The 19798-nt window shown below is 72.8% G+C and carries 15 protein-coding genes; 10 read left to right on the top strand and 5 right to left on the bottom strand.

Features of this window, described 5'->3' with window-relative positions:
• The first annotated feature begins 24 nt into the window (after positions 1–24).
• The 3 genes from ACWCP6_RS35240 (at position 25) to ACWCP6_RS35230 (ending at position 3376) form a co-directional block, all read left to right on the top strand.
• On the top strand, positions 25–1245 hold the full coding sequence (locus ACWCP6_RS35240) for a DUF418 domain-containing protein (protein WP_450936723.1): 1221 nt from the start codon (positions 25–27) through the stop codon (positions 1243–1245).
• A 135-nt stretch (positions 1246–1380) separates the two neighbouring features.
• Positions 1381–2043: a histidine phosphatase family protein gene (locus ACWCP6_RS35235; RefSeq protein WP_450936722.1), complete on the top strand. Its 663-nt coding sequence runs from the start codon at positions 1381–1383 to the stop codon at positions 2041–2043.
• A gap of 106 nt (positions 2044–2149) precedes the next feature.
• A complete protein-coding gene (locus ACWCP6_RS35230; protein WP_450936721.1) occupies positions 2150–3376 on the top strand; it encodes a cytochrome P450 family protein in 1227 nt (408 codons plus the stop codon).
• A 22-nt stretch (positions 3377–3398) separates the two neighbouring features.
• On the opposite strand, the gene ACWCP6_RS35225 is transcribed toward ACWCP6_RS35230, so the two are convergent.
• The 5 genes from ACWCP6_RS35225 to ACWCP6_RS35205 form a co-directional block, all read right to left on the bottom strand.
• Positions 3399–5234 (bottom strand): GMC family oxidoreductase N-terminal domain-containing protein, encoded by a 1836-nt coding sequence (locus ACWCP6_RS35225; RefSeq protein ID WP_450936720.1) that lies wholly within the window; start codon positions 5232–5234, stop codon positions 3399–3401.
• Entirely contained in the window at positions 5231–6646 is a 1416-nt protein-coding gene (locus tag ACWCP6_RS35220; protein WP_450936719.1) for a hypothetical protein, read from the bottom strand. Before ACWCP6_RS35220 ends, ACWCP6_RS35225 begins: the two co-directional genes overlap by 4 nt.
• Positions 6643–7329 carry a FadR/GntR family transcriptional regulator gene (locus tag ACWCP6_RS35215; RefSeq protein WP_450936718.1) on the bottom strand — a complete coding sequence of 229 codons (687 nt, stop codon included), beginning with the start codon at positions 7327–7329 and terminating at the stop codon, positions 6643–6645. Before ACWCP6_RS35215 ends, ACWCP6_RS35220 begins: the two co-directional genes overlap by 4 nt.
• Before the next feature lie 153 nt (positions 7330–7482).
• The gene (locus ACWCP6_RS35210) at positions 7483–9156 is read right to left on the bottom strand and encodes a multicopper oxidase family protein (RefSeq protein ID WP_450936717.1); all 1674 of its coding nucleotides are present in this window, start codon (positions 9154–9156) and stop codon (positions 7483–7485) included.
• A 628-nt stretch (positions 9157–9784) separates the two neighbouring features.
• Positions 9785–12142: a collagenase gene (locus ACWCP6_RS35205; RefSeq protein ID WP_450936716.1), complete on the bottom strand. Its 2358-nt coding sequence runs from the start codon at positions 12140–12142 to the stop codon at positions 9785–9787.
• Positions 12143–12361: 219 nt separating this feature from the next.
• Here ACWCP6_RS35205 and ACWCP6_RS35200 point away from each other — a divergent pair, with 219 nt between their 5' ends.
• From ACWCP6_RS35200 to ACWCP6_RS35170, 7 genes are all read left to right on the top strand, one after another.
• Positions 12362–13582: an NAD(P)/FAD-dependent oxidoreductase gene (locus ACWCP6_RS35200; RefSeq protein ID WP_450936715.1), complete on the top strand. Its 1221-nt coding sequence runs from the start codon at positions 12362–12364 to the stop codon at positions 13580–13582.
• Entirely contained in the window at positions 13563–13877 is a 315-nt protein-coding gene (locus ACWCP6_RS35195; protein WP_450936714.1) for a (2Fe-2S)-binding protein, read from the top strand. The genes ACWCP6_RS35200 and ACWCP6_RS35195 overlap by 20 nt, the downstream gene beginning before the upstream one ends.
• Positions 13858–15462: an FAD-dependent oxidoreductase gene (locus ACWCP6_RS35190; RefSeq protein ID WP_450936713.1), complete on the top strand. Its 1605-nt coding sequence runs from the start codon at positions 13858–13860 to the stop codon at positions 15460–15462. Before ACWCP6_RS35195 ends, ACWCP6_RS35190 begins: the two co-directional genes overlap by 20 nt.
• Before the next feature lie 105 nt (positions 15463–15567).
• The gene (locus tag ACWCP6_RS35185; protein WP_450936712.1) at positions 15568–16482 is read left to right on the top strand and encodes a dihydrodipicolinate synthase family protein; all 915 of its coding nucleotides are present in this window, start codon (positions 15568–15570) and stop codon (positions 16480–16482) included.
• A gap of 65 nt (positions 16483–16547) precedes the next feature.
• On the top strand, positions 16548–17549 hold the full coding sequence (locus tag ACWCP6_RS35180; RefSeq protein ID WP_450936711.1) for a proline racemase family protein: 1002 nt from the start codon (positions 16548–16550) through the stop codon (positions 17547–17549).
• Positions 17550–17662: 113 nt separating this feature from the next.
• The gene (locus ACWCP6_RS35175) at positions 17663–18382 is read left to right on the top strand and encodes a GntR family transcriptional regulator (RefSeq protein ID WP_450936710.1); all 720 of its coding nucleotides are present in this window, start codon (positions 17663–17665) and stop codon (positions 18380–18382) included.
• Positions 18383–18605: 223 nt separating this feature from the next.
• On the top strand, positions 18606–19757 hold the full coding sequence (locus ACWCP6_RS35170; protein ID WP_450936709.1) for a glutathione-independent formaldehyde dehydrogenase: 1152 nt from the start codon (positions 18606–18608) through the stop codon (positions 19755–19757).
• The last annotated feature ends 41 nt before the right edge of the window (positions 19758–19798 follow it).

Here is a 19798-nt window from a genome sequence, read left to right as displayed (position 1 = left end):
GCGGTGTCCCCGACTCTGGAGCCTATGACGCACGACCTGGCAGTGCACGTGCCGGCCACGGCAGCGCCCACGCACAGTGGGAGCAGCGCGCCGTCACGTGTGCGTCTGGTCGGCGTCGATCTGGCCCGTGGGCTGGCCGTGCTCGGCATGCTCGCGGCGCATATCGGGCCCGATCCCTCGACGGGCGGCTCGGTGGGCTGGCTGATGGAGGTGGCACGGGGCAGGTCCTCGGCCCTGTTCGCCCTGCTGGCCGGTTTCACGCTGGTTCTGCTCACCGGCCGACCGCAGCCCTACACCGGGCCCGCGAGGCGTCAGGCCGCCGGCCGCGTGCTGATCCGGTCCGTGATCCTGGTGGCTCTGGGATACGCGCTGACCGCGCTGAACACCGACGTCGACGTCATCCTCGCCTACTACGGGCTGGCCCTGGTCATGGCCCTCCCGCTGTGCCGGCTGCGCACCGCCGCCCTGGCCGCCGTGGCCGCGGGTGCCGCGCTGGTCATGCCCCAGGTGCTCTACGTGCTGCGGGCAGCGATCGACGGCGGCAGCTGGGCCGACGCGATCATCGCCCACGACCCGCTCGCCCGGCTCACCGATTCGGACGGCGTCGTGGGCCTGCTCGTCACCGGCGACTATCCCGTACTGACCTGGCTGCCCTTCATCATCGCCGGAATGGCGGTGGCCCGGCTCGACCTGGGGCGGCCCGGGGTTCCGCAGAGGCTGGCACTGTCCGGCGGCGCACTGGCCGTGCTGGGATACGGCGGCTCGTGGCTGGCCCTGCACCTGGTCCCCGGCGCGGTGACCGCCGTGAACGCGGCGGCACACACCCGGGCGGGCGCCTCGGCCTGGTGGTCCGACGCCGTCGGCGACCCGGTCAGCACCCCGCAGTGGCTGCTGGTCGCGGCGCCGCACAGCCAGACGACCTGGTCGATCCTCGGCAACACCGGCGTGGGCCTGCTGGTCCTGGCCGGCTGCCTGATCGCCGTCGAGCGGTCGGCGCGGCTGCGGCGGTTCGCCCGTCCCGTCAGCGCGGTCGGCTCGGTCTCGCTGACCGTGTACGTCGGCCACATCGTCGCCATCAGGACTTTGGGCATCGGGGACCTGCCGGACTCCGCGGCCCTGCCGGCCCTGATCGTCCTCGCCGCCGTCGCGATGCTGCTGGCGTCGGCCTGGACCAGGGTCTTCCGCCGAGGACCACTGGAGTACATGCTGTACGCCGCGACCAGACCCGCCCGTCTGATCGGCTGACGGGTGGCGTAGCCGACAACGACAACCACGGCGGGATTCGGACATCATGGACGCTCCCGCCCCACATCCTCCGGCGGCAACCCGCCGGAACCCGCACCATCCGGCATCTCGCCGGACCCGGAAGGAGGCCCCCCCATGACGGTCCGCCTGACACTCCTGTGTGCACCCTCCGGAAACACGGCCGGAGTCTTCGGGGACGGCCTTCTCGACGAGCGCACCCTGCGCGAGGCAGTCGCCGCCGCGCCGGCGCTCCCCCCGCACTCCCCCGCCGTACGCGCTCCCTCGATGCGCTGCGAGCAGGCGGCCGAGGCCCTGGGCCTCGAGACGACGCTCGAGCTCGCGGTGCGCGACTTCGACTACGGCAAGTGGCTCGGCCGCACGGTCGACGACGTCGCCGCGACGGACCCGCACGGGCTGAGCGCCTGGCTGACGGACCCGGATGCGGCCCCGCACGGTGGCGAGTCGGTGCGCGAGCTGTGCCGGCGCACGGCGCACTGGCTGGGCGATCTGCGGGCCGCCGGCACGGGCCACACCCTGGCCATCACGGAACCCACCGTCATCCGGGCCGCCCTGGTGCACGCCCTCTGCGTACCGGCGAGGACCTTCTGGCACCTCGATGTGCCGCCCCTGTCCGCGGTCACGCTGACCGTGCACGGCGACGAGTGGAGCACCCACGTACGGCCCGGCCGTGCCGCCGACGACAGCGCCCTCGGCGAGGTGCCGCCTCGTCCGCTGCGTCACGGCTTCGGGTACACCATGATGACGGCGTACCAGCCGCTGATGCCCTCGCTCAACTGAAATCCCGGGAACCGGCACACTGGGCGTATAGCCTCACAGGGCCCAAGTCGGCCGCAGGGTCGTTCGGCCCGGCCGCGAAGAAGGTGCGACGTGCCCGGGAGGCACGATGAGCCAGCAGCCGGTCCCCCTTCCCTACACCGACCCCGGGTTCGTGGCCGATCCCTTCCCGCTCTACCGACAGCTGCGCGAGGAAGGCCCGGTACGCCGTGCCGTGCTCGCGGGCGGCCTGGAGGCCTGGCTGGTCACCCGGTACGAGGACGGCCTCGCGGCCCTGTCCGACCCACGGCTCGGCAGTGACGTCCACGACGCCTCGGACCCACGGCTCGTGGACATGCTGCCGGTCACCGAGCGCGAGTCCATGCTCCGCAACATGCTGCGCTCCGACCCGCCCGACCACACACGTCTGCGGCGTCTCGTCTCCAAGGCGTTCACGGCGCGCAGGGTGGCCGGGCTGCGCCCCCGGGTGCAGGCGGTCACCGACGAGCTGATCGACGCGTTCGCGCCGACCGGGCACGCCGACCTCGTCCAGGACTTCGCGCTGCCGCTTCCGGTCACCGTCATCGGCGAACTGCTCGGGGTGCCCCCGGACGACCGGGACGGCTTTCAGCAGTGGACGCACGAGATGACCGTGCGCCGCACACAGCGGCCGGACCCCGTACGGGTGGACGCCGCATGGCGGCAGATGCGGACCTATCTGGCCGCGCTGCTGGACACCAAACGGGCCCGGCCGGGCGACGACCTGCTCAGCGCGCTGATCGCCGCCCGCGACGAGGACCACCGGCTGGACGAGGACGAGCTGATCGCGATGTCGTTCCTGCTGCTCGTGGCGGGATACGTGACCACGGTCAACCTGATCGGCAGCGGCATCGCCGCGCTGCTCGCCCACCCCGGCCAACTGGCGCTGCTGCGGGACGATCCGGAGCTGCTGCCCGGCGCCGTCGAGGAGTTCCTGCGGTACGACGGGCCGGTCAGCCCCGGTATCGCGCGGTTCGCACGCGAGGACCTCACCATCGCGGGGGTGGCCGTCCCTCGCGGCGCGACCGTACTCGTCGCCTCCGCCATCGCCGACCGAGACCCGGCGCAGTTCCCCGATCCCGACCGCCTCGACGTCACCCGGCGGGACAACGCCCATCTCGCGTTCGGGCACGGCATCCACTACTGCCTGGGGGCACCACTGGCCCGCCTGGAAGGCGCGATCGCCATCGGTACGGCACTGCGCCGCCTGCCCGGCCTCGCCCTCGCCGTGCCGCGCGCCGAGCTGCGGTGGCGGCCGGGAGGCCTGCGCGGCCCCGAACGGCTCCCCGTCGTCTTCACCCCCGACGGCGCCACCTGAGGACGGCCCTGCGCGGGACCCCTCACCGCTCCAGGTACGCCTCGCTGACCGCCAGCGCCGCCGCCATGATGCTCAGTTGCGGATTGACCTCCGGGCAGCCCGGCAGCACGGACGCGTCGGCGACGAGGACACCGTGCACGCCGCGCAGCCTTCCGTCCGCGTCCGCCGGAAAGCGCCGCGGGTCGGAGCCCGCGGCCACCGTGCCGGTGGGGTGGTAGGCGGACAGATGCAGCAGCCTCGGCCCGATCCTGCCCAGGATCTCGTCCAGGTCGGCCAGGGTGCGGGCGCGCGGGGCCGTGGGAACTCCGGTCAGGACCTCCTGCGCGCCCGCCGCGAAGAGGAGTTCGCCCATGGCACGCACGGCCCGCATCAGGCGGTCGCCGTCCCGCGGGTGCAGGTCGTAGCGGACGAGCGTCCGGTCGCGGCCCAGGACCCGGCCCGACGGGCGGTCGGCGATCATCGCGCCGAGCGTCGCGAGGCGGGACGAGTCCTCCAGTTCGCCGCGCAGTTCGCGCCCCAGACCAGGCAGGACGAAGGACCCCATGCCGGGCGGGGTCGCGGTCGCCTCGATCAGGACGCCCTCGCCGTGCAGTTCCTCGACGCCGACGCTCTGCAGCACGCCCTCCCAGGCGGTCACGGGCTCGGCGAACCTGCCGGCGACGCTGGTCGCCGGATGCACGCTGAGATTCCGGCCGAGCCGAGGATGCGCGCCGAGGCCCGAGCGGCGCAGCAGGGGCGGCGACTGGAGTGCGCCCGCGGCCACGACCACCAGCGGCGCGAGGATCTCCAGTTCGCCCCCGCTCTCCCGGCGGACCCGCACACCCGCGGCCCGTGGGCCGCCGGGGCGGTCGGGCTCCACAAGAATGCGCCGGACGCGAGCCCCGGTCACGATGCGCGCACCGGCGGCGCACGCGTCGGGCAGTACGGACAGCTGGACGCTCTGCTTCGCACCGGTGGGACAGCCCACCACGCACTGGCAGGAGCCCCGGCATCCGGGGGCGTTGCGGCGCAGCGGCGCGGCCTTCCAGCCGAGGCGGTCGGCCCCCTCGAGGGCGATCCGGCCGTTGTTGCCCAGGACGTCCAGGGGCTGGGTGGCCACCCGCAGGGTGCGTTCGGCCTCGTCCAGGAGGGGACCGAAGTGTGCTGCGGGCGCGAACCCGAAGTCGTCGGCCCAGCGCGCCAGTACATGGTCCGGGGTGCGGTAGCAGGTGCCGGAGTTCACGACCGTGGTGCCGCCCACGGCCCGGCCGACCGGCAGCAGAAGGGGCGGGGAGCCCAGCGCCACGGTGGCTCCGCCGTCCCGGTAGAGCTCCGTGAACCGCTCCAGCGGGGTTCGCCGGCCGAACGACGCGGTGGTGTGGTGCAGGCCCTCCTCCAGGACGACGACCTGGAGTCCGGCGCGGGCGAGGGTGCGTGCCGCCGTGGCACCGCCCGCCCCGGAGCCGACGACCACGGCGTCGGCGGTGGTGCGGGCGGGCCACTCGTCCGACGGTGTGCAGTCCAGCGGCGGGTCGTCACGCGTGAGCGTCGGCGCGCCGCTGCCGTGCTCCAGCATGCGTTCGGTTCCGGCGGCGAGCAGCACCGGCACCTTGAGCACGTCCAGCAGCGGCAGCAGCGCGGGACGTGCGCCGAGGGAGCCGAGCACCGACTCCCGTTCGGCCGGTGTGAGTCCGGCCAGTCCGCGCCCGGTGCGGGCCACGGCGTAGGCGTCGACGGCGCCCACCGCTGCCCGGAGCCCGGCGCGGGCGGGCAGCGGCATGGAGGCGAGTACGGAGGCGCAGCGCCCTGCCGCCCGGGCGGGCCACTGCTCCGTGCCGTCGTCGGCGAGCAGGGCCGCGGTGAATCCGGCGAGACTCATCGGGTGCCCACCTCCGCGTGCGCGGTGCCGTCGAGCGTCCACCGGGCTTCCGTGCGCCAGCCGCCCCACCAGCGCTCCAGCACGATCCGGGCGTCGGCCCGCTCGCTGTTGCGGCAGGTCGCCTGTCCTCCGTCGGGGTCGGTGTAGTCGAGCGCGAGGGTGCGGTCCTCCGGCTGGGTGACCTCGACGCGGATGCGGCGCAGGCCGGCTCGTCCGGTCACCGTCCAGGTGGGCAGGCCGATGACCGACCGGAACCTGCCGAGTCCGGCCCAGCCGAGCGCGCTGCGTTCCGCCCGCCCGGGCCAGGTGCGGCCGTCCCGCCGCAGCCGCAGGAACACCAGCGGTGGCAGCCTGCGCAGTCCCGGTCTGGTGGACACCGCCGCCACGACCTCCAGCACGTCGCCCCCGCCGAGGTCCGCGTGCAGCCAGGCCCAGCGGTGTGCGTTGCCGTGGCCGTAGATCCGGGCGGATGCGCCCGGCGCGGCGTCGAGCGCGACGGCCGTGTCCTCGTACGCGACCGTCCCGGTGTACGTGGCGCGGGCGGCCGGGAGCATCTGGGCGGCGGGCAGCAGCGGCCGGCGCCAGGCCCAACGGGGGAAGGTGAACAGCGGGGCGTCGGTGGCGGCTTCGGTCAGGTCCCAGCTCAGGTCCCCGGCGGAACCGGTGAGCCGGCCCCCCGCGGCCACCACTCCGTCGGCGGCGAAGCCGTCCGCGGCGCGGGGCCACGTCACGGGCCCGAAGCGTGCGTGCCGTACCGGTCCCTCCTTGGGGAACACCGCGGCCCAGCCGTGGGCGTAGGGCGCGGTTCCGTCCGTCGGCGCGACCAGTTCGTGGTGCAGCCACAGGCCCGCGCCGGTCCTCGGATCGGTCGCCGTGGTGTACCAGACCTCCGTGCGGCCTGGTGCGCCGTTCCAGCGGGCGGCGGCGTGCGCGGCCGGGTCCTCGCGCCTGGGGAAGCGGAAGCTCGCGAGGAACGGCACGATCCCGGTCGCCAGCGGGAAGCGCAGGGTGCCTTCGCCGGCCGGCGCTCCCGACGCGTCGTACAGCGTGAAGGGCAGGACCGTCATCGACGTCAGCGGCCGGCGCGGTGTGACGGACTTCCATCCGTCGAGCGTGAACCGGCGGCCGTCGGCGGTGAAGGTGATCCGGTAGCGGATGCGGCGCCGCGCCAGGGGGGATATCTCCAGCTCTCCCCCGGCGGCCGGGTCGTCTGCGAAGCCGGCGATCCGCACGCGCCCCGTCGCCCCCGCGCAGGTCGTGCCCAGGAGCCTCAGCACACGATCGGCCTCGACACCGAGGTCGAGCCGGACGCGGCGGGTGCGTCCGTCGCCGTGGAGGCGGACGGTGCCGGTCATGGTCTCCCTGAAGACCGTGCCCCGTCGGCCCGTCGCCGTGCGGGTGTGCGTGGTCATGCGAGGCCCTCCATCATGATCCGTTCCGTCGCGGTCAGATACGCGTCGGCGGCCCGCCGCGCCGCCTCCCGGTCGCCCGCCGTGACGGCCGCGATCACCGGTTCCAGCCGGGCGTGCGCGGCGGAGGCGTCGGTGAACGGGCCCACCAGGGTGGCCCTGACCGGCAGATACGCGTTGAAGAGGGTGTTCGTCAGCAGGACGTAGACGCGGTTGCCGGTGGCGCGGGCCAGGGCGCGGTGCACCTCGATGTCGGCGAGCTGCACCGCGTCCCCGCCGTCGGCGGCACGGACCGCGGCCAGCAGGGTGCGCAGTTCGGTGCGCTGTTCCTCGGTGGCCCGGGCCGCCGCTCGCCCGGCGATCAACGCGCCGATGTCGCGGCGCACTTCGAAGATCTGACCGATCCAGTCCGGGCTGTGGCGCACCAGCATCGGCAGCAGATCGGCGGTGCCGAAGCGGGCGAAGTCGCGTACCCGGGTGCCCACTCCGTGGCGTGTCTCCAGAAGGCCCGCCTGCACCAGGCGGCCGAAGGCGTGCTTGAGCGTGGTGCGGGTGACGCCGTACCCCTCGGCGAGGCTGCGCTCCGGCGGCAGATAGCTGCCGGCCGGGTGGCGCCCGTCGAGGATGTCCTCGCGCAGCCGGTTCTCGACGACGTCGACGATGGTCTCGCGCGGCAGTGTCTCCATGCCGTCCCCCATGACTCGGTGGAGCAGTGGCTCAGTGGCTGAGCCACTGAACCACTGCCGACCGATGGGGGTCAATACTCCTGGCGTTTCAACGACCGCACGGAGCCGTCATGTCGGAATGAAGGCCGCCGCGGTCCGGTGCACCGCCCGGTGTCACTTGCGGTAGCCGAGGACCGTCATCATCCCGGACTCGGAGTGGTACTGGTTGTGGCAGTGGAGCATCCACAGGCCCGGGTTGTCCGCGTCGAAGTCCACCACCAGCTTGCGGTGCGGCAGCACGATGGAGGTGTCCTTGCGGGCACCGACGCCGTTGAGGCCCGTCACCGCGAAGGTGTGGCCGTGCAGATGGAGGGGGTGCCACATGTCCGTCGCGTTGGCCAGGGTCAGCCGGACACGCTCACCCGACTCGATGGGGACGCGCTCCTCGATGCGGTAGGGCTTGTGCCCGAAGGCCCAGTTGAACTCCTTCATGTTGCCGGTCAGCCTGAGGCGCACTTCGCGGTCGGGGTGGCGGTCGTCGAGGGCCACCGAGTCGTCGGGCTCCATGCGCCGCCCCGGCACCACTTCGCCGTCCAGTTCCTTCGGGTGGACGTTGGGGGGCGGAGTGCTGCCCTTGCCCGTGCGCAGGAGGGCGAGTGCCCGGTCGTCCTTGCCCTCGGCGAGCGCGACCAGCGGGAAGACCCCGTCCTTCACGGTGACCAGTACGTCGTAGCGCTCGGCCATGCCGATCAGCAGCGCATTCGTCCTGGTGTGCTTGATGGGATAGCCGTCCGTGTGGGTCACCATCATGTCGTGACCGCCGAGCGCCACCCGGAACGGCGTTTCCGCGGACGCATTGATGATGCGGATGCGGATACGGTCCCCGGGGCGCGCCTTGAACGACGAGGGCGCGTGCGCCATGCGGCCGTTGACCAGGTAGTAGGGGTACTTCACGCTGCCGCCCTCACTGTGCAGCATCTCGCTGTGCGAGTGGGTGAGGAGGCGGGAGGGACCGGCCTGCCGCTTCGGGGACGACTTGGGGTGGGGCGACGCGGACGGGCCGTGTCCGGAGTCGCTCTGCGGACCCATGCCCATGCTCATGCCCATGTCCATCGGCGCATTGCTGCCGCGCAGCTCCGCCAGCACCCCGTCCGGGGTGGAGCCGTCCACGCCGTCGAGCCAGTCGTCCAGGACGACGACCCACTCCTTGTCGTAGTGCAGCGGTTCCTTGGGATCCTCCACGATCAGGGGTGCGTACAGGCCCCGGTCCAGCTGCATGCCCGAGTGCGAGTGCACCCAGTACGTCCCCGGGTGCTCCACCGCGAAGCGGTAGGTGAACTCCGACCCCCGCTCGATGGCGCGCTGGGTCAGGTCCGGCACGCCGTCCATGTCGTTGCGCAGGCGGATGCCGTGCGAGTGCAGCGTCGTCGACACCGGCAGGTGGTTCGCCAGGGTGACCTCCAGGATGTCGCCCTTGGTGATGCGCAGCTCCTTGCCCGGCAGCGAGTCCCCGTACCCCCATGACTTCACGACCCGCCCGCCGAGGTCGAACGAGGTCGGCGTCGCGGTCATCCGGAACGAGCGCACGGGACCCGCCCCGCGTTTCCGCTCCACGGCGAGGACCTCCGGGCCCGAAGGGTCCACGTATCCCTTCGGGCCCTTCGGGACGAATCCGGTGCCGGGCGGCACGCCCGATCCTGTTCCGGGATGCAGGCCGGGGGTCGCTCCGCTCCCGGCCCTGAACCCCGATCCGGAGCGTGAGCCGGAGGCCGAACAGCCCGACACCACACCCGCACCGACGGCCATCACCGAAGCACCCAGCACAGCGCGACGCGTATATGAATGCATAAGCGAAATAACACCCGCTCCATCGGATGTCCGCGAGCGAGCCGCATCGCGCGTCCCGGCGAATGAACCACGGCCGAAGGCCCGGTAACCATCCGGAACACGTGGCAGAGCGGCCGTCGATGGCGTGGCACATGGCCGTCCGACAATCACCCGGACGTGATCGTGCGCGGTACTGCGCACGGGGCGCCGGACCCGCTCGAACCCCGTCCGGGCGGGACGCCGGCCCACCGGGCGGGACGCTGACAGGGCATCGGCCGGGCCGGGCCGAGGCGACGCCGGGACGGCGACCCGCCGGTGGGGCCCTCGGCGGTGCCGGGGTCGCGAGGCCCCGGGCAACGCAGCGCCGTGGCGCCCTTCGTCCCTCGATCGGCGGACGCGCCGGAATGCCCCGGCGACGGTGCGTCAGGCGGCCTTGCGGGCACCTGGCGCAGGGCTGCGCACGGCCTCCGCCTGACGGTGACCCCGGGTCCCGACGGTGCGGCGCCTGACGCCGTGTCGACGTGGTCCGGTCGCCGGCCGTGGTGAGTCCGTCCGGCGGGCGGCGGTGACGTCCTCCGGACGCACCGCCGCCGGGGGTGGGACACACCCCCGGCGGCTCGATGGTGCCCCGCGGCTGCGCGGGTACGGATCATGTGCGCAGCGGGCCCTCGCAGGTGTACGCGGCGGCGCCGGTGCCGACGTCGACCGTGCCGAAGTAGCAGTTCATGTCCTCGAAGTTGGTGGCCGCGTCACGGGTGGTGTCCAGGAGCGTGTGGTCGGCGGCCTCGGACATGTCCCGGAACACGCGGTCGGCGTTCCCGGGGTCCGACAGGGCGGCGGTGACGGTTCCGGTGCAGATGAACCGGCGTGTCGTCGTGTCGGGGCCGGTCGTGCAGACCGGTTCCGTGCCGCTGGCCTCCCGGAGCCCGGCGCGCGCGTCGTCGGCCGAGGCGTAGGTCAGGCGGTCATTGGGCACGGGGGTGGTGTGGGGCACGTAGAGCTGGTCGACATGGGCGATCTGCGTGTCGAGGAAGGCGTCGTAGGCGCGCTGCACGGCCGCGTCGTGACCCATACGGGTGCGCCAGGCGTCGAAGCCCGCGGGGTCGTCGGCGCGCAGGTAGCCGTACATCTCCCGCAGCTGTGAGGGCCGCTCGGTCCACAGGTACTCGAAGAAGGTGCCCGCGTAGTCGTAGAACCGGAAGCCGTCACCGTCGTAGGTGGCGTGCAGAAGCTGGTCCACCGTCATGCGGGGGCCGCCCCCCGAGGTGTCCCTGATGACGCCCAGGACGAGGGATTTCCGGACGGCTATGCCGTCGTCGCGGGTCGCGCCGTCGAAGAACTCGGCCGTGCCCTCGTCCATGGCCGTGGTGCGGTCGCCCTCGTACCAGGGGCCTTCGCCGAAGGTGCCCGGGACCGCCCAGCGGCCGTTCAGGTAGTGCGTGTACTCGTGCCGGAAGAGCTCTTCGAGGGTGAGTGAGGAGTCCTCCGGGACGCGGCGCTGGTAGGTGTAGAAGGTCGCACCGTCCTCGATGTACATGCCGCCGTTGTTGATGCTCAGGCCGGTGAGGAAGGGCTGGTAGGCGACGTAGTCGGCGCGCGAGGCGTAGAGCACGATGGTGAGCGTGGTGTTGGCGTCGCCGGCGAGTGGCGCGTCGGTGCCCAGAACGCGGTGGAACTGCGCCCTGACCTGCTTGCTCGCGTAGTACAGCTGGTCGACGGTGGCGCGGTCGAGCGCCGTGCGGACCTTGATGGCCCCGTCGTCGTACGTGTACGTGTTCGGGAAGAGACGGCGCTCGATGTCCGCCTTGCACACTCCATAGGGCGCACAGGCGTTGTAGTAGTCCAGCCAGCCCGCCACCTTGACCCAGGGTTCGCTGCCCTCGCCGAAGTTGCGGGCCGTGACGGACACCAGTGCGCCCAGCCCCGACACCGTCTCGGAGGTCAGCTCGGGGATCTGGCCGAAGCGGCCGTACTCGCCGAGGGCGTCACGTGCGGTCCAGGCGTTCGGGGTGTCCTTCAGGTGGACGTAGCCGGAGAACTTCCTGAAGGACTCGCGGTACGCCGTGTTCCTGGCGACCAGGGTGCGGAAGGCGGTGTCGTGGTTGCCCTCGTAGATGCCCAGGTAGTTCACGGAGAGCGCGGCGAGGGCGGCGCCACCCCACGACGGGTCCTTGTAGGTGGTCGTGTGGTACTGGTCCATGGTGGCGAGCACCTTGCGGATCAGTCCGAGCTGGGACTGGCGCAGACCCTGTCCGCTGCCGGTGTAGAGGGCCTCGCGCAGGGTCTCGGCGTTGCTGCGGGTGACGGTGAAGGACCGTGCGGCCGTGCCGAAGGAGTTGATGGCCCGGCGCATGGCCTCCGCGGTGGGCGGGTCGGTGACGTCGATCTCGGAATGGGAGAAGTCCTGGTACACCACCGCGTGCAGGTAGGTGAACATCTCCAGCAGATGGGTGCCGTTGCGTCCGTCGTGGGCGGGGGCGAGCCGGCTGATGCGCCGGGACACTGCCTGTACGTGGGCGTCGGACATGATGGGGGCGAGCCGGGGGTCCCAGGTCCACAGGATCCGGCTCAGACAGTCGTCGGCGGTGGTTCCGGGCTCGGCGAGGAAGTCGGCGAAGCGCTCGGGGTCCAGGGCCGTGACGTGGTCCAGGGTGCAGTCGTCCGAGGCCCGGCCGGTGGACGGCGGGTCGGTGACGGCGCCGGGTGTGCGGCCGTGGGCCAGCGCTTCGGCGACCCTGGCGTGCCCCGGCGCGCCGGGTTCACGGCCGCGGACCGACGCACCGGGAGCGGCATCGGCCCGCAGGGTCCGTGGGGCGCGGGCGATGTGCTCGACCCGGTCGTGGGGGCCGGGACGGTCCGGGGCGGCGGTCCGGACGGCCGGCGGCGGGGAGGCCGTGTGCGCCGGGGTGTTCGCGGACGCCTCGCCGGGCCGGCCCAGCGGCACGAGGAGCGTCACCGCCAGGGCGCCGGTGAGCAACGCTCCGCGTAAGGGTCTGTGCTGAGACACCGTTGTCTCCCGTGGGGGGTGCGAGGGAGCCCGGACGGGCTCCGAACGGGCTTGGTTGTCATGGCGCTGCCATGTGATACGTAACGTAGTAATGTGACATTGCACTGACAACCCTCTTGCATGGAAAGGAAGTTGATCCCCCGACAACTTCCTTCGCGGAGCGCGCCGTTGCCGTCGCCCCCCTTGGCAACCCCCAGTGCAATGTGAAATGTTACTGAGGTGCCCAGGGCTGACACCGCGGACGTCGTCGTCATCGGAGCAGGCGTGGTCGGCGCCGCGTGCGCCTACTACACCGGCCGTCATGGATTCACCGTCACCGTGGTCGACCGCGGCCCCGTCGCGGGCGGCAGCACGGGGGCCGGCGAGGGAAATCTGCTGGTCTCCGACAAGGAACCGGGACCGGAGCTCGAACTGGCGCTGCTCTCCACGGCTCTGTGGCGGGAGCTCGCGTCCGGCCTGCCCGCCGCCGTGGAGTACGAACCCAAGGGCGGCCTGGTCGTCGCCTCGGACGGGGCCGGGCTCGCCGCCCTGCGCACCTTCGCCGCCGCGCAGCGCGCCGCGGGGGTCATCGCGTCCGAGGTCCCGGGCGAGCGCCTGCGCGAGCTCGAGCCCCATCTCGCCCCGGGCCTCGCGGGCGGCTTCCACTATCCGCAGGACGCCCAGGTGATGCCCGCCGTGGCGGCCGCGCATCTGGTGCGTTCGTCCGGCGCCCGGCTCAGGCTCGGCGAGGAGGTCACCGCTCTGCTCACCGGACGGCGCGGCGAGGTGCGGGGCGTACGCACCACGCGCGGGGAGCTGTCCGCGCCCTTCGTCATCAACGCCGCGGGCAGCTGGGCCGGTGAGGTGGCCGCGCTCGCCGGGGTCCCGCTGCCCGTACTCCCCCGCCGCGGATTCGTCCTGGTCACCGAGCCGCTCCCGCGTGTGGTGCGCCACAAGGTCTACGCGGCGGACTACGTCTCCGACGTGGCCAGCGACTCGGCCGCGCTCCAGACATCGGCAGTCGTCGAGGGCACGCGCGCGGGTCCGGTGCTGATCGGTGCCAGCCGTGAGCGGACCGGCTTCGACCGCTCGCTGTCGGTTCCGGCGCTGTCCCGGCTCGCGGCGGGCGCCAAGGCGCTGTTCCCGGTGCTCGCCGGAGTGCAGGTCATGCGTGCCTATGCCGGGTTCCGCCCGTATCTGCCCGACCACCTGCCCGCGATCGGGGCCGACCCGCGGGTGCCGGGCCTGCTGCACGCCTGCGGCCACGAGGGCGCCGGCATCGGGCTGGCCGCCGCGACGGGGCTGCTCGTCGCCCGGGTACTGACCGGCGGTGAACTCCCCCTGCCCATGGCGCCGTTCGCCCCCGAGCGGTTCACGACGGCCGCGGGAACGCCGCCCTCGGGAGCCGTGCCCCCACATCGAAGCGGAGAGGAGAACCCGCATGGCCCGCACCCCTGCTGACCGCGCCGACGCGCACCCGGAACCGGCGTTCGAGATCACCTTCGACGGCCGCCCCGTACCCGCGCTGCCCGGGCAGTCCCTGGCAGCCGTCCTGTGGTCCGCGGGCATCCTCTCCTGGCGCACCACCCGCGGCGGCGGCCGTCCGCGTGGGGCGTTCTGCGGAATCGGGCAGTGCCACGACTGCCTCGCCACGGTCAACGGGCGGCCCAACCGCCGGGCCTGCCTCGTCCCGGCGTGCCCGGGAGACGCCGTCACCACACAGGAGGGAGCCGGCCGTGCCGATCTCGCCGTCTGAACCCGCCGCCCACGAGACGGTCCACGACCTGGCCGTCATCGGTGCCGGTCCGGCCGGGCTCGCGGGCGCCGTGACAGCGGCCGAACTCGGGCTGCGCGTCGCCCTCCTGGACGGCTCGGCGCAGCTCGGCGGCCAGTACTACCGCCATCCCGCGGCCGGCCTCGGCGCCCGGCGCCCCGGGAGACTGCACCACGACTGGACGGCCTTCACCACCCTGCGCGACCGCCTGCGCCGAGGCTCCGCCCTGTATCTGCCGCGGCATCATGTGTGGGCCGTGACACCGGGCGAGCAGGGGCTGTGGGTGGTGCACGCGGTACAGGGGGACGACACCGACGCCGCGGTCGACACGAACGGCGCCCACGACACCGGCCCCGGCTCGAACGGCGCCCGCGACGGCGGCGATCCGGGCGGCGCCGACCAGGACGGCACGGGCCGCAACGGCGCAGCCCACGGTGCCGGTGATCCTGGCGTCGCGGACCAGGACGGCACGGGCCGCGAGGGCAGGTCCGTACGGATCCGGGCACGGACGGTGCTGCTCGCCACCGGCGCGTACGAGCGTCATCTGCCCTTCCCCGGCTGGACGTTGCCCGGTGTGATCGGGGCCGGCGGTGCCCAGGCCATGCTCAAGTCCGGCCTCGTGCTGCCCGGTCGGCGCGTGGTGGTCGCGGGCAGCGGCCCCCTGCTGCTCGCGGCCGCCGCCTCGCTCGCCGCCGCGGGTGCCCGCGTGCCCGCGGTGGTCGAGGCCGCCGGATACCTGCGCTACGCGGCACGGCCTCGCGCCCTCGCCGCCAACCCGGGGAAGCTGGCCGAGGCGGCGGTGCACGGCGCGGTGCTGCTGCGCCACGGGGTCCCGGTCCGCACGGGCTCCGCGGTCACCCGGGTCCACGGCACCGACCGGGTGGAGGCGGTGACGGTGTCACGGCTGGACCGCGCATGGCGGCCGCAACCCGGGACCGGGCACCGCATCCCGTGCGACGCCGTCGCCGTGGGTCACGGGCTGCTGCCGCACACCGACCTCGCCACCGCCCTGGGCTGCGCCACCCGCGCCACCCCGGACGGCGCGCACGCGCTGGTGGTCGACGGCACCCAGGAGACCTCGGTGCCCGGGATCTTCGCGGCGGGCGAGACGGCCGGCGTCGGCGGGGCCCGGCTCGCCCGTGTCGAGGGGGAGCTGGCGGCGCGCGCCGTGGCCGCCCGGCTGCTCGGCGTACGGCCCGGCGGCGGTGCACTCCGCCGGCTCCGGGCACGGGCACGTGTCTTCGCCGAGGCCATGGCGGAGGTCCATGCGCCACGCCCCGGCTGGAGCACATGGCTGACCGGCGAGACGGAGGTGTGCCGCTGCGAAGAGGTTCCGGCGGCCCTGATCCACGAGGCGGTGGACCTGCTCGGTGCCCGCGACGCCCGGACGGTGAAACTGCTGACGCGGGCCGGCATGGGCTGGTGCCAGGGCCGGGTGTGCGGGCACGCCGTCTCGTGCCTCGCCGCAGGCGACGGGCCCCCCGGCGAGCAGGGCGGCCCCGGCCGGCGCCTGCTCGCCGCCCCGGTTCTGCTGGGCACGCTCGCCGAGTGCCCTCCCGACGACTGAACATTCCCCGTTCGAGGGGCAGTCGGCCGCCCGACCCGTCGGGCTCCCGCCGACTCCCCCACCGTGCACCTGTCTCCCGACTCCCCGCAGAGCGAAGGGCCTCACATGACCGCACACGCACACCTCTGGAGCTCCGCCCGCCCCTGGCGCGGACTGATGGTCGCCACCGCGCTGCCGCTGCGCGAGGACCTGTCCGTCGACCACGACGCCTACGCCGAACACGTCCGGCATCTGATCGCCCACGGCTGCGACGGGGTGGTGCCCAACGGCTCCCTCGGCGAGTACCAGAACCTGACGGAGCGGGAGCGCGCCGACGTGGTGCGCACCGCCGTGGAGGCGGCGGGCGACCCGGCACGGGTCATGCCCGGCGTGTCCGCGTACGGCAGCGCCGAGGCGCGCCGCTGGGCGGAGCAGGCGGCCGAGGCGGGCTGCGGCTCGGTGCTGCTGCTGCCGCCCAACGCCTACCGCGCCGACGAGCGGGCGGTGAAGGCGCACTACGCGGAGGTCGCACGGGTGGGGCTGCCGGTCGTCGCGTACAACAACCCCATCGACACCAAGGTCGACCTGAGCCCCGCCCTCCTGGCGCGACTGCACGACGACGGACATGTCGTCGCGGTCAAGGAGTTCAGCGGCGACGTACGACGCGCCTACGAACTGGCCGCCCTCGCACCCGGTCTCGATCTGCTGGCCGGTGCCGACGACGTCCTGCTGGAACTCATGCTCGCCGGGGCGGTCGGCTGGGTCGCGGGCTACCCCAACGCCTTTCCCGCCAGCTGTGCCGAGCTGTACCACGCGGCCGCCGCCGGCGACCTCGCCACGGCGATGCCGCTCTACACATCACTGCACCCGCTGTTGCGCTGGGACTCCAGGACCGAGTTCGTCCAGGCCATCAAGCTGTCCATGGACATCGCCGGGCGCCGAGGCGGTCCCGCCCGGCCGCCGCGGCTGCCCCTGGACGAAGCGCACGAGGCGGCGGTGCGCGCAGCCACCGGGAAGGCACTCGCCGACGGCCGTCACTGAACGTCGCACCCGGTGCCCGCCGTCCCCCACCCGGAGAGATCCGCCGACCGACCGGAGAGAGCCGTATGCGTACCCGTCATGTCTTCCACGCCGTCGACTCCCACACCGAGGGCATGCCCACCCGGGTGGTCACCGGCGGGGTGGGGGTGGTCCCCGGGGCCACGATGGCCGAGCGGCGGCTGCACTTCATCGAGCACATGGACCCTCTGCGCCGACTGCTCATGTGCGAGCCGCGCGGGCACTCCGCCATGAGCGGTGCGATCCTCCAGCCGCCGACCCGGCCCGACGCCGACCACGGTGTCCTGTTCATCGAGGTGTCCGGGCTGCTGCCGATGTGCGGGCACGGCACGATCGGTGTCGCGACCGTCCTCGTCGAGACCGGGATGGTGCCGGTCACCGAGCCGGTGACCACGGTCCGTCTCGACACGCCGGCCGGTCTGGTCACCACCGCGGTCCGGGTCGAGGACGGGGCCGCCAAGGCCGTCACCTTCACCAATGTGCCGGCCTTCTGCGTCGCCCTGGACCGCAAGGTGCGCGTGCCGGGGCTCGGCACCGTCACCTACGACCTGGCGTTCGGCGGGAACTTCTACGCGTTCGTGGAGCTGTCCGCGCTCGGCCTGCCCTACGACCGGGCCCACAAGGACGAACTGCTCGCCGCGGGTCTCGCCATCATGGAGGCCGTCAACTCCGCGGACGCGCCCGTCCATCCGGAGCACCCGGAGATCAGCGGGCTGAAGCACGTGTATCTCGCGGCGCCGGGTTCCGACGCGCACCGCTCGCGGCACGCCATGGCCATCCACCCGGGATGGTTCGACCGCTCGCCCTGCGGGACCGGCACCTCCGCGCGGATGGCGCAGCTGCATGCGCGCGGTGAGCTGCCGTTGCACCGGGACTTCGTCAACGAGTCCTTCATCGGTACGGAGTTCACCGGGCAGCTGGTCGACGAGACCACCGTGGGCCCGCTGCCAGCGGTGGTGCCCACGATCACCGGGCGGGCCTGGATCACGGGCACGGCGCAGTACTTCCTCGATCCGGACGATCCGTTCCCGGCCGGCTTCCTGCTCTGACGACCACGGCTGCACGGTGCCCGGACCCGTAGCGCGGGCGGTTCGGGCGCCAACTCCAGGCAAACAACGTGACATTGTACTCTTGTGATCCGCGGCGCCACGAAGGGATCACCATGGGCCATCTCAAGCAGCGCAACCTCGTCACCGCCAGGGAGCGGCTGCGCGACCAGGTGGCCCACGCCCTGCGTGCCTCCCTGATCGCCGGTGAACTCCGCCCGGGCCAGGTGTACTCGGCCCCGGCGCTCGCCGAGGACTTCGGCATCTCCGCCACGCCCGTGCGCGAGGCGATGCTCGACCTGGCCCGCGAAGGCCTGGTCGAGCCGGTGCGCAACAAGGGGTTCCGGGTCACCGAGGTCAATGAGCGCGACCTCGACCAGTACACCGAGATCCGTCTGCTGATCGAGGTGCCGATGACCGGCCGGATCACCCGCTCGGTGGGCCGGGAACAACTGGAGGCGCTCCGGCCGGTCGCCGAGGAGATCGTGCGTGCCGCGCGCGCCCATGACCTGATCGGCTATCTGGAGGCGGACCGCCGTTTCCACCTCACCCTGCTCGGACTGGCCGGCAACGAACGGCTCGTCGAGACGGTCGGCGATCTGCGCAAACGCTCGCGGCTCTACGGTCTGGTCGCACTCGACGAGCGCGACGAACTGGTCCCGTCGGCCGAGGAACACCTGGAACTCCTCGACCTGATGCTCGCCGGCGACGCCGAGGGCGCGGAGGCCTGCATGACCCGGCATCTGGGGCATGTGCGGTCGCTGTGGGCGGAGGAGCCCGGCGGGGACACCGCCGCGCCGGCTCCGGTCGGGCACGGGCTGGAGGCCACGGGCTGAGCACGGGCGGTGACCGGACGTACCCGTCCCGCCCCGCCCGCCGTGCATCCGCCCGATCGCTTGCAGCCCGGCCCGTAGCGGCGTTATCTGAAGGTATCCGACGAAGACGGACAGCCGGAGCCGCGGCGCAGGATGCGCGGCCGGAGCCGGTCGTTCCTGATGGTCACCCGGTCGCGACTGCCTGTCCGCCGCCGCTACCGAGCGTCAACCGGAGGTGACATCAGTGAAAGCCGTCGTCTACGAAAAGCCTTTCTCAGTATCGGTGAAGGACGTCGAGGACCCCGCGATCCAGCACCCGAACGACGTCATCGTACGCATCACGTCGTCCGCGATCTGCGGCTCGGACCTGCACATGTACGAGGGCCGCACGGCGGCCCGGCCGGGCATCGTCTTCGGGCACGAGAATCTCGGCATCATCGAGGAGACGGGTCCCGGCGTGGTCTCCTTGAGCAAGGGCGACCGGGTGGTCATGCCCTTCAACGTCGCCTGCGGATTCTGCAAGAACTGCCTGGCCGGGAAGACCGGGTTCTGCCTCACGGTCAATCCCGGATTCGCGGGCGGCGCCTACGGATACGTGGCGATGGGCCCCTACACCGGCGGGCAGGCCGAGCATCTACGGGTGCCGTTCGCCGACTTCAACTGTCTGAAGCTGCCGCCGGGCGAGCAGTTCGAGACGGATTTCATCCTGCTGGCCGACATCTTCCCGACCGGCTACCACGGATGCGAGCTCGCCAGGGTCTCCCCGGGTGAGAGCGTGGCCGTGTACGGAGCCGGACCGGTGGGCCTCATGGCCGCCTACTCCGCGCTGTTGCGCGGTGCGTCGCAGGTCTTCTCCGTGGACCGCGTGCCGGAGCGGCTCGCCAAGGCGGAGGAGATCGGGGCCATCCCCATCGACTTCACCAAGGGAAACCCGGCGGAGCAGATCAAGGGGATGACGGACGGAGAAGGCACGGACAAGGGCGTGGATGCCGTCGGCTACCAGGCCCAGTCCTCGGACGCCAGCCACGAGGAGCCGGCGGTCGTCCTCAACACCCTGGTCGAGACGGTGCGGCCGACCGGAATGCTCGGTGTGCCCGGCCTGTACGTCCCCTCGGACCCGGGCGCTCCCGACGAGCACGCCAAGCACGGCCAACTCCTGGTCTCCATCGGCAAGATGTTCGAGAAGGGCCAGCAGATGGGCACCGGTCAGTGCAACGTCAAGCTGTACAACCGCCAGCTGCGCGACCTCATCATCGCCGGGCGGGCCAAGCCCAGCTTCGTGGTCTCCCACGAACTCCCGCTGGAGGAGGCACCCTTGGCGTACGAGAAGTTCGACCAGAGGATCGAGGGCTACACCAAGGTGGTTCTGCACCCCGGCCACGCGCTCGCAGCCTGAACGACCGCAGGACGACGGGGTCCGGCACTCCGGTGCCGGAC

It is taken from the genome of Streptomyces sp. NPDC002004 (assembly GCF_053593975.1).
Note: the sequence above shows the minus strand (reverse complement) of the source record. Positions and strands in the feature narration are given on the sequence as shown.

Coding starts and splice junctions, on each gene's coding strand:
- ACWCP6_RS35195 (WP_450936714.1), top strand. CDS start 13,563: ATGGCCCGCACCCCTGCTGACCGCGCCGACGCGCACCCGGAACCGGCG.
- ACWCP6_RS35185 (WP_450936712.1), top strand. CDS start 15,568: ATGACCGCACACGCACACCTCTGGAGCTCCGCCCGCCCCTGGCGCGGA.
- ACWCP6_RS35220 (WP_450936719.1), bottom strand. CDS start 6,646: ATGACCACGCACACCCGCACGGCGACGGGCCGACGGGGCACGGTCTTC.
- ACWCP6_RS35225 (WP_450936720.1), bottom strand. CDS start 5,234: ATGAGTCTCGCCGGATTCACCGCGGCCCTGCTCGCCGACGACGGCACG.
- ACWCP6_RS35210 (WP_450936717.1), bottom strand. CDS start 9,156: ATGCATTCATATACGCGTCGCGCTGTGCTGGGTGCTTCGGTGATGGCC.
- ACWCP6_RS35175 (WP_450936710.1), top strand. CDS start 17,663: ATGGGCCATCTCAAGCAGCGCAACCTCGTCACCGCCAGGGAGCGGCTG.
- ACWCP6_RS35180 (WP_450936711.1), top strand. CDS start 16,548: ATGCGTACCCGTCATGTCTTCCACGCCGTCGACTCCCACACCGAGGGC.
- ACWCP6_RS35240 (WP_450936723.1), top strand. CDS start 25: ATGACGCACGACCTGGCAGTGCACGTGCCGGCCACGGCAGCGCCCACG.
- ACWCP6_RS35230 (WP_450936721.1), top strand. CDS start 2,150: ATGAGCCAGCAGCCGGTCCCCCTTCCCTACACCGACCCCGGGTTCGTG.
- ACWCP6_RS35215 (WP_450936718.1), bottom strand. CDS start 7,329: ATGGAGACACTGCCGCGCGAGACCATCGTCGACGTCGTCGAGAACCGG.
- ACWCP6_RS35235 (WP_450936722.1), top strand. CDS start 1,381: ATGACGGTCCGCCTGACACTCCTGTGTGCACCCTCCGGAAACACGGCC.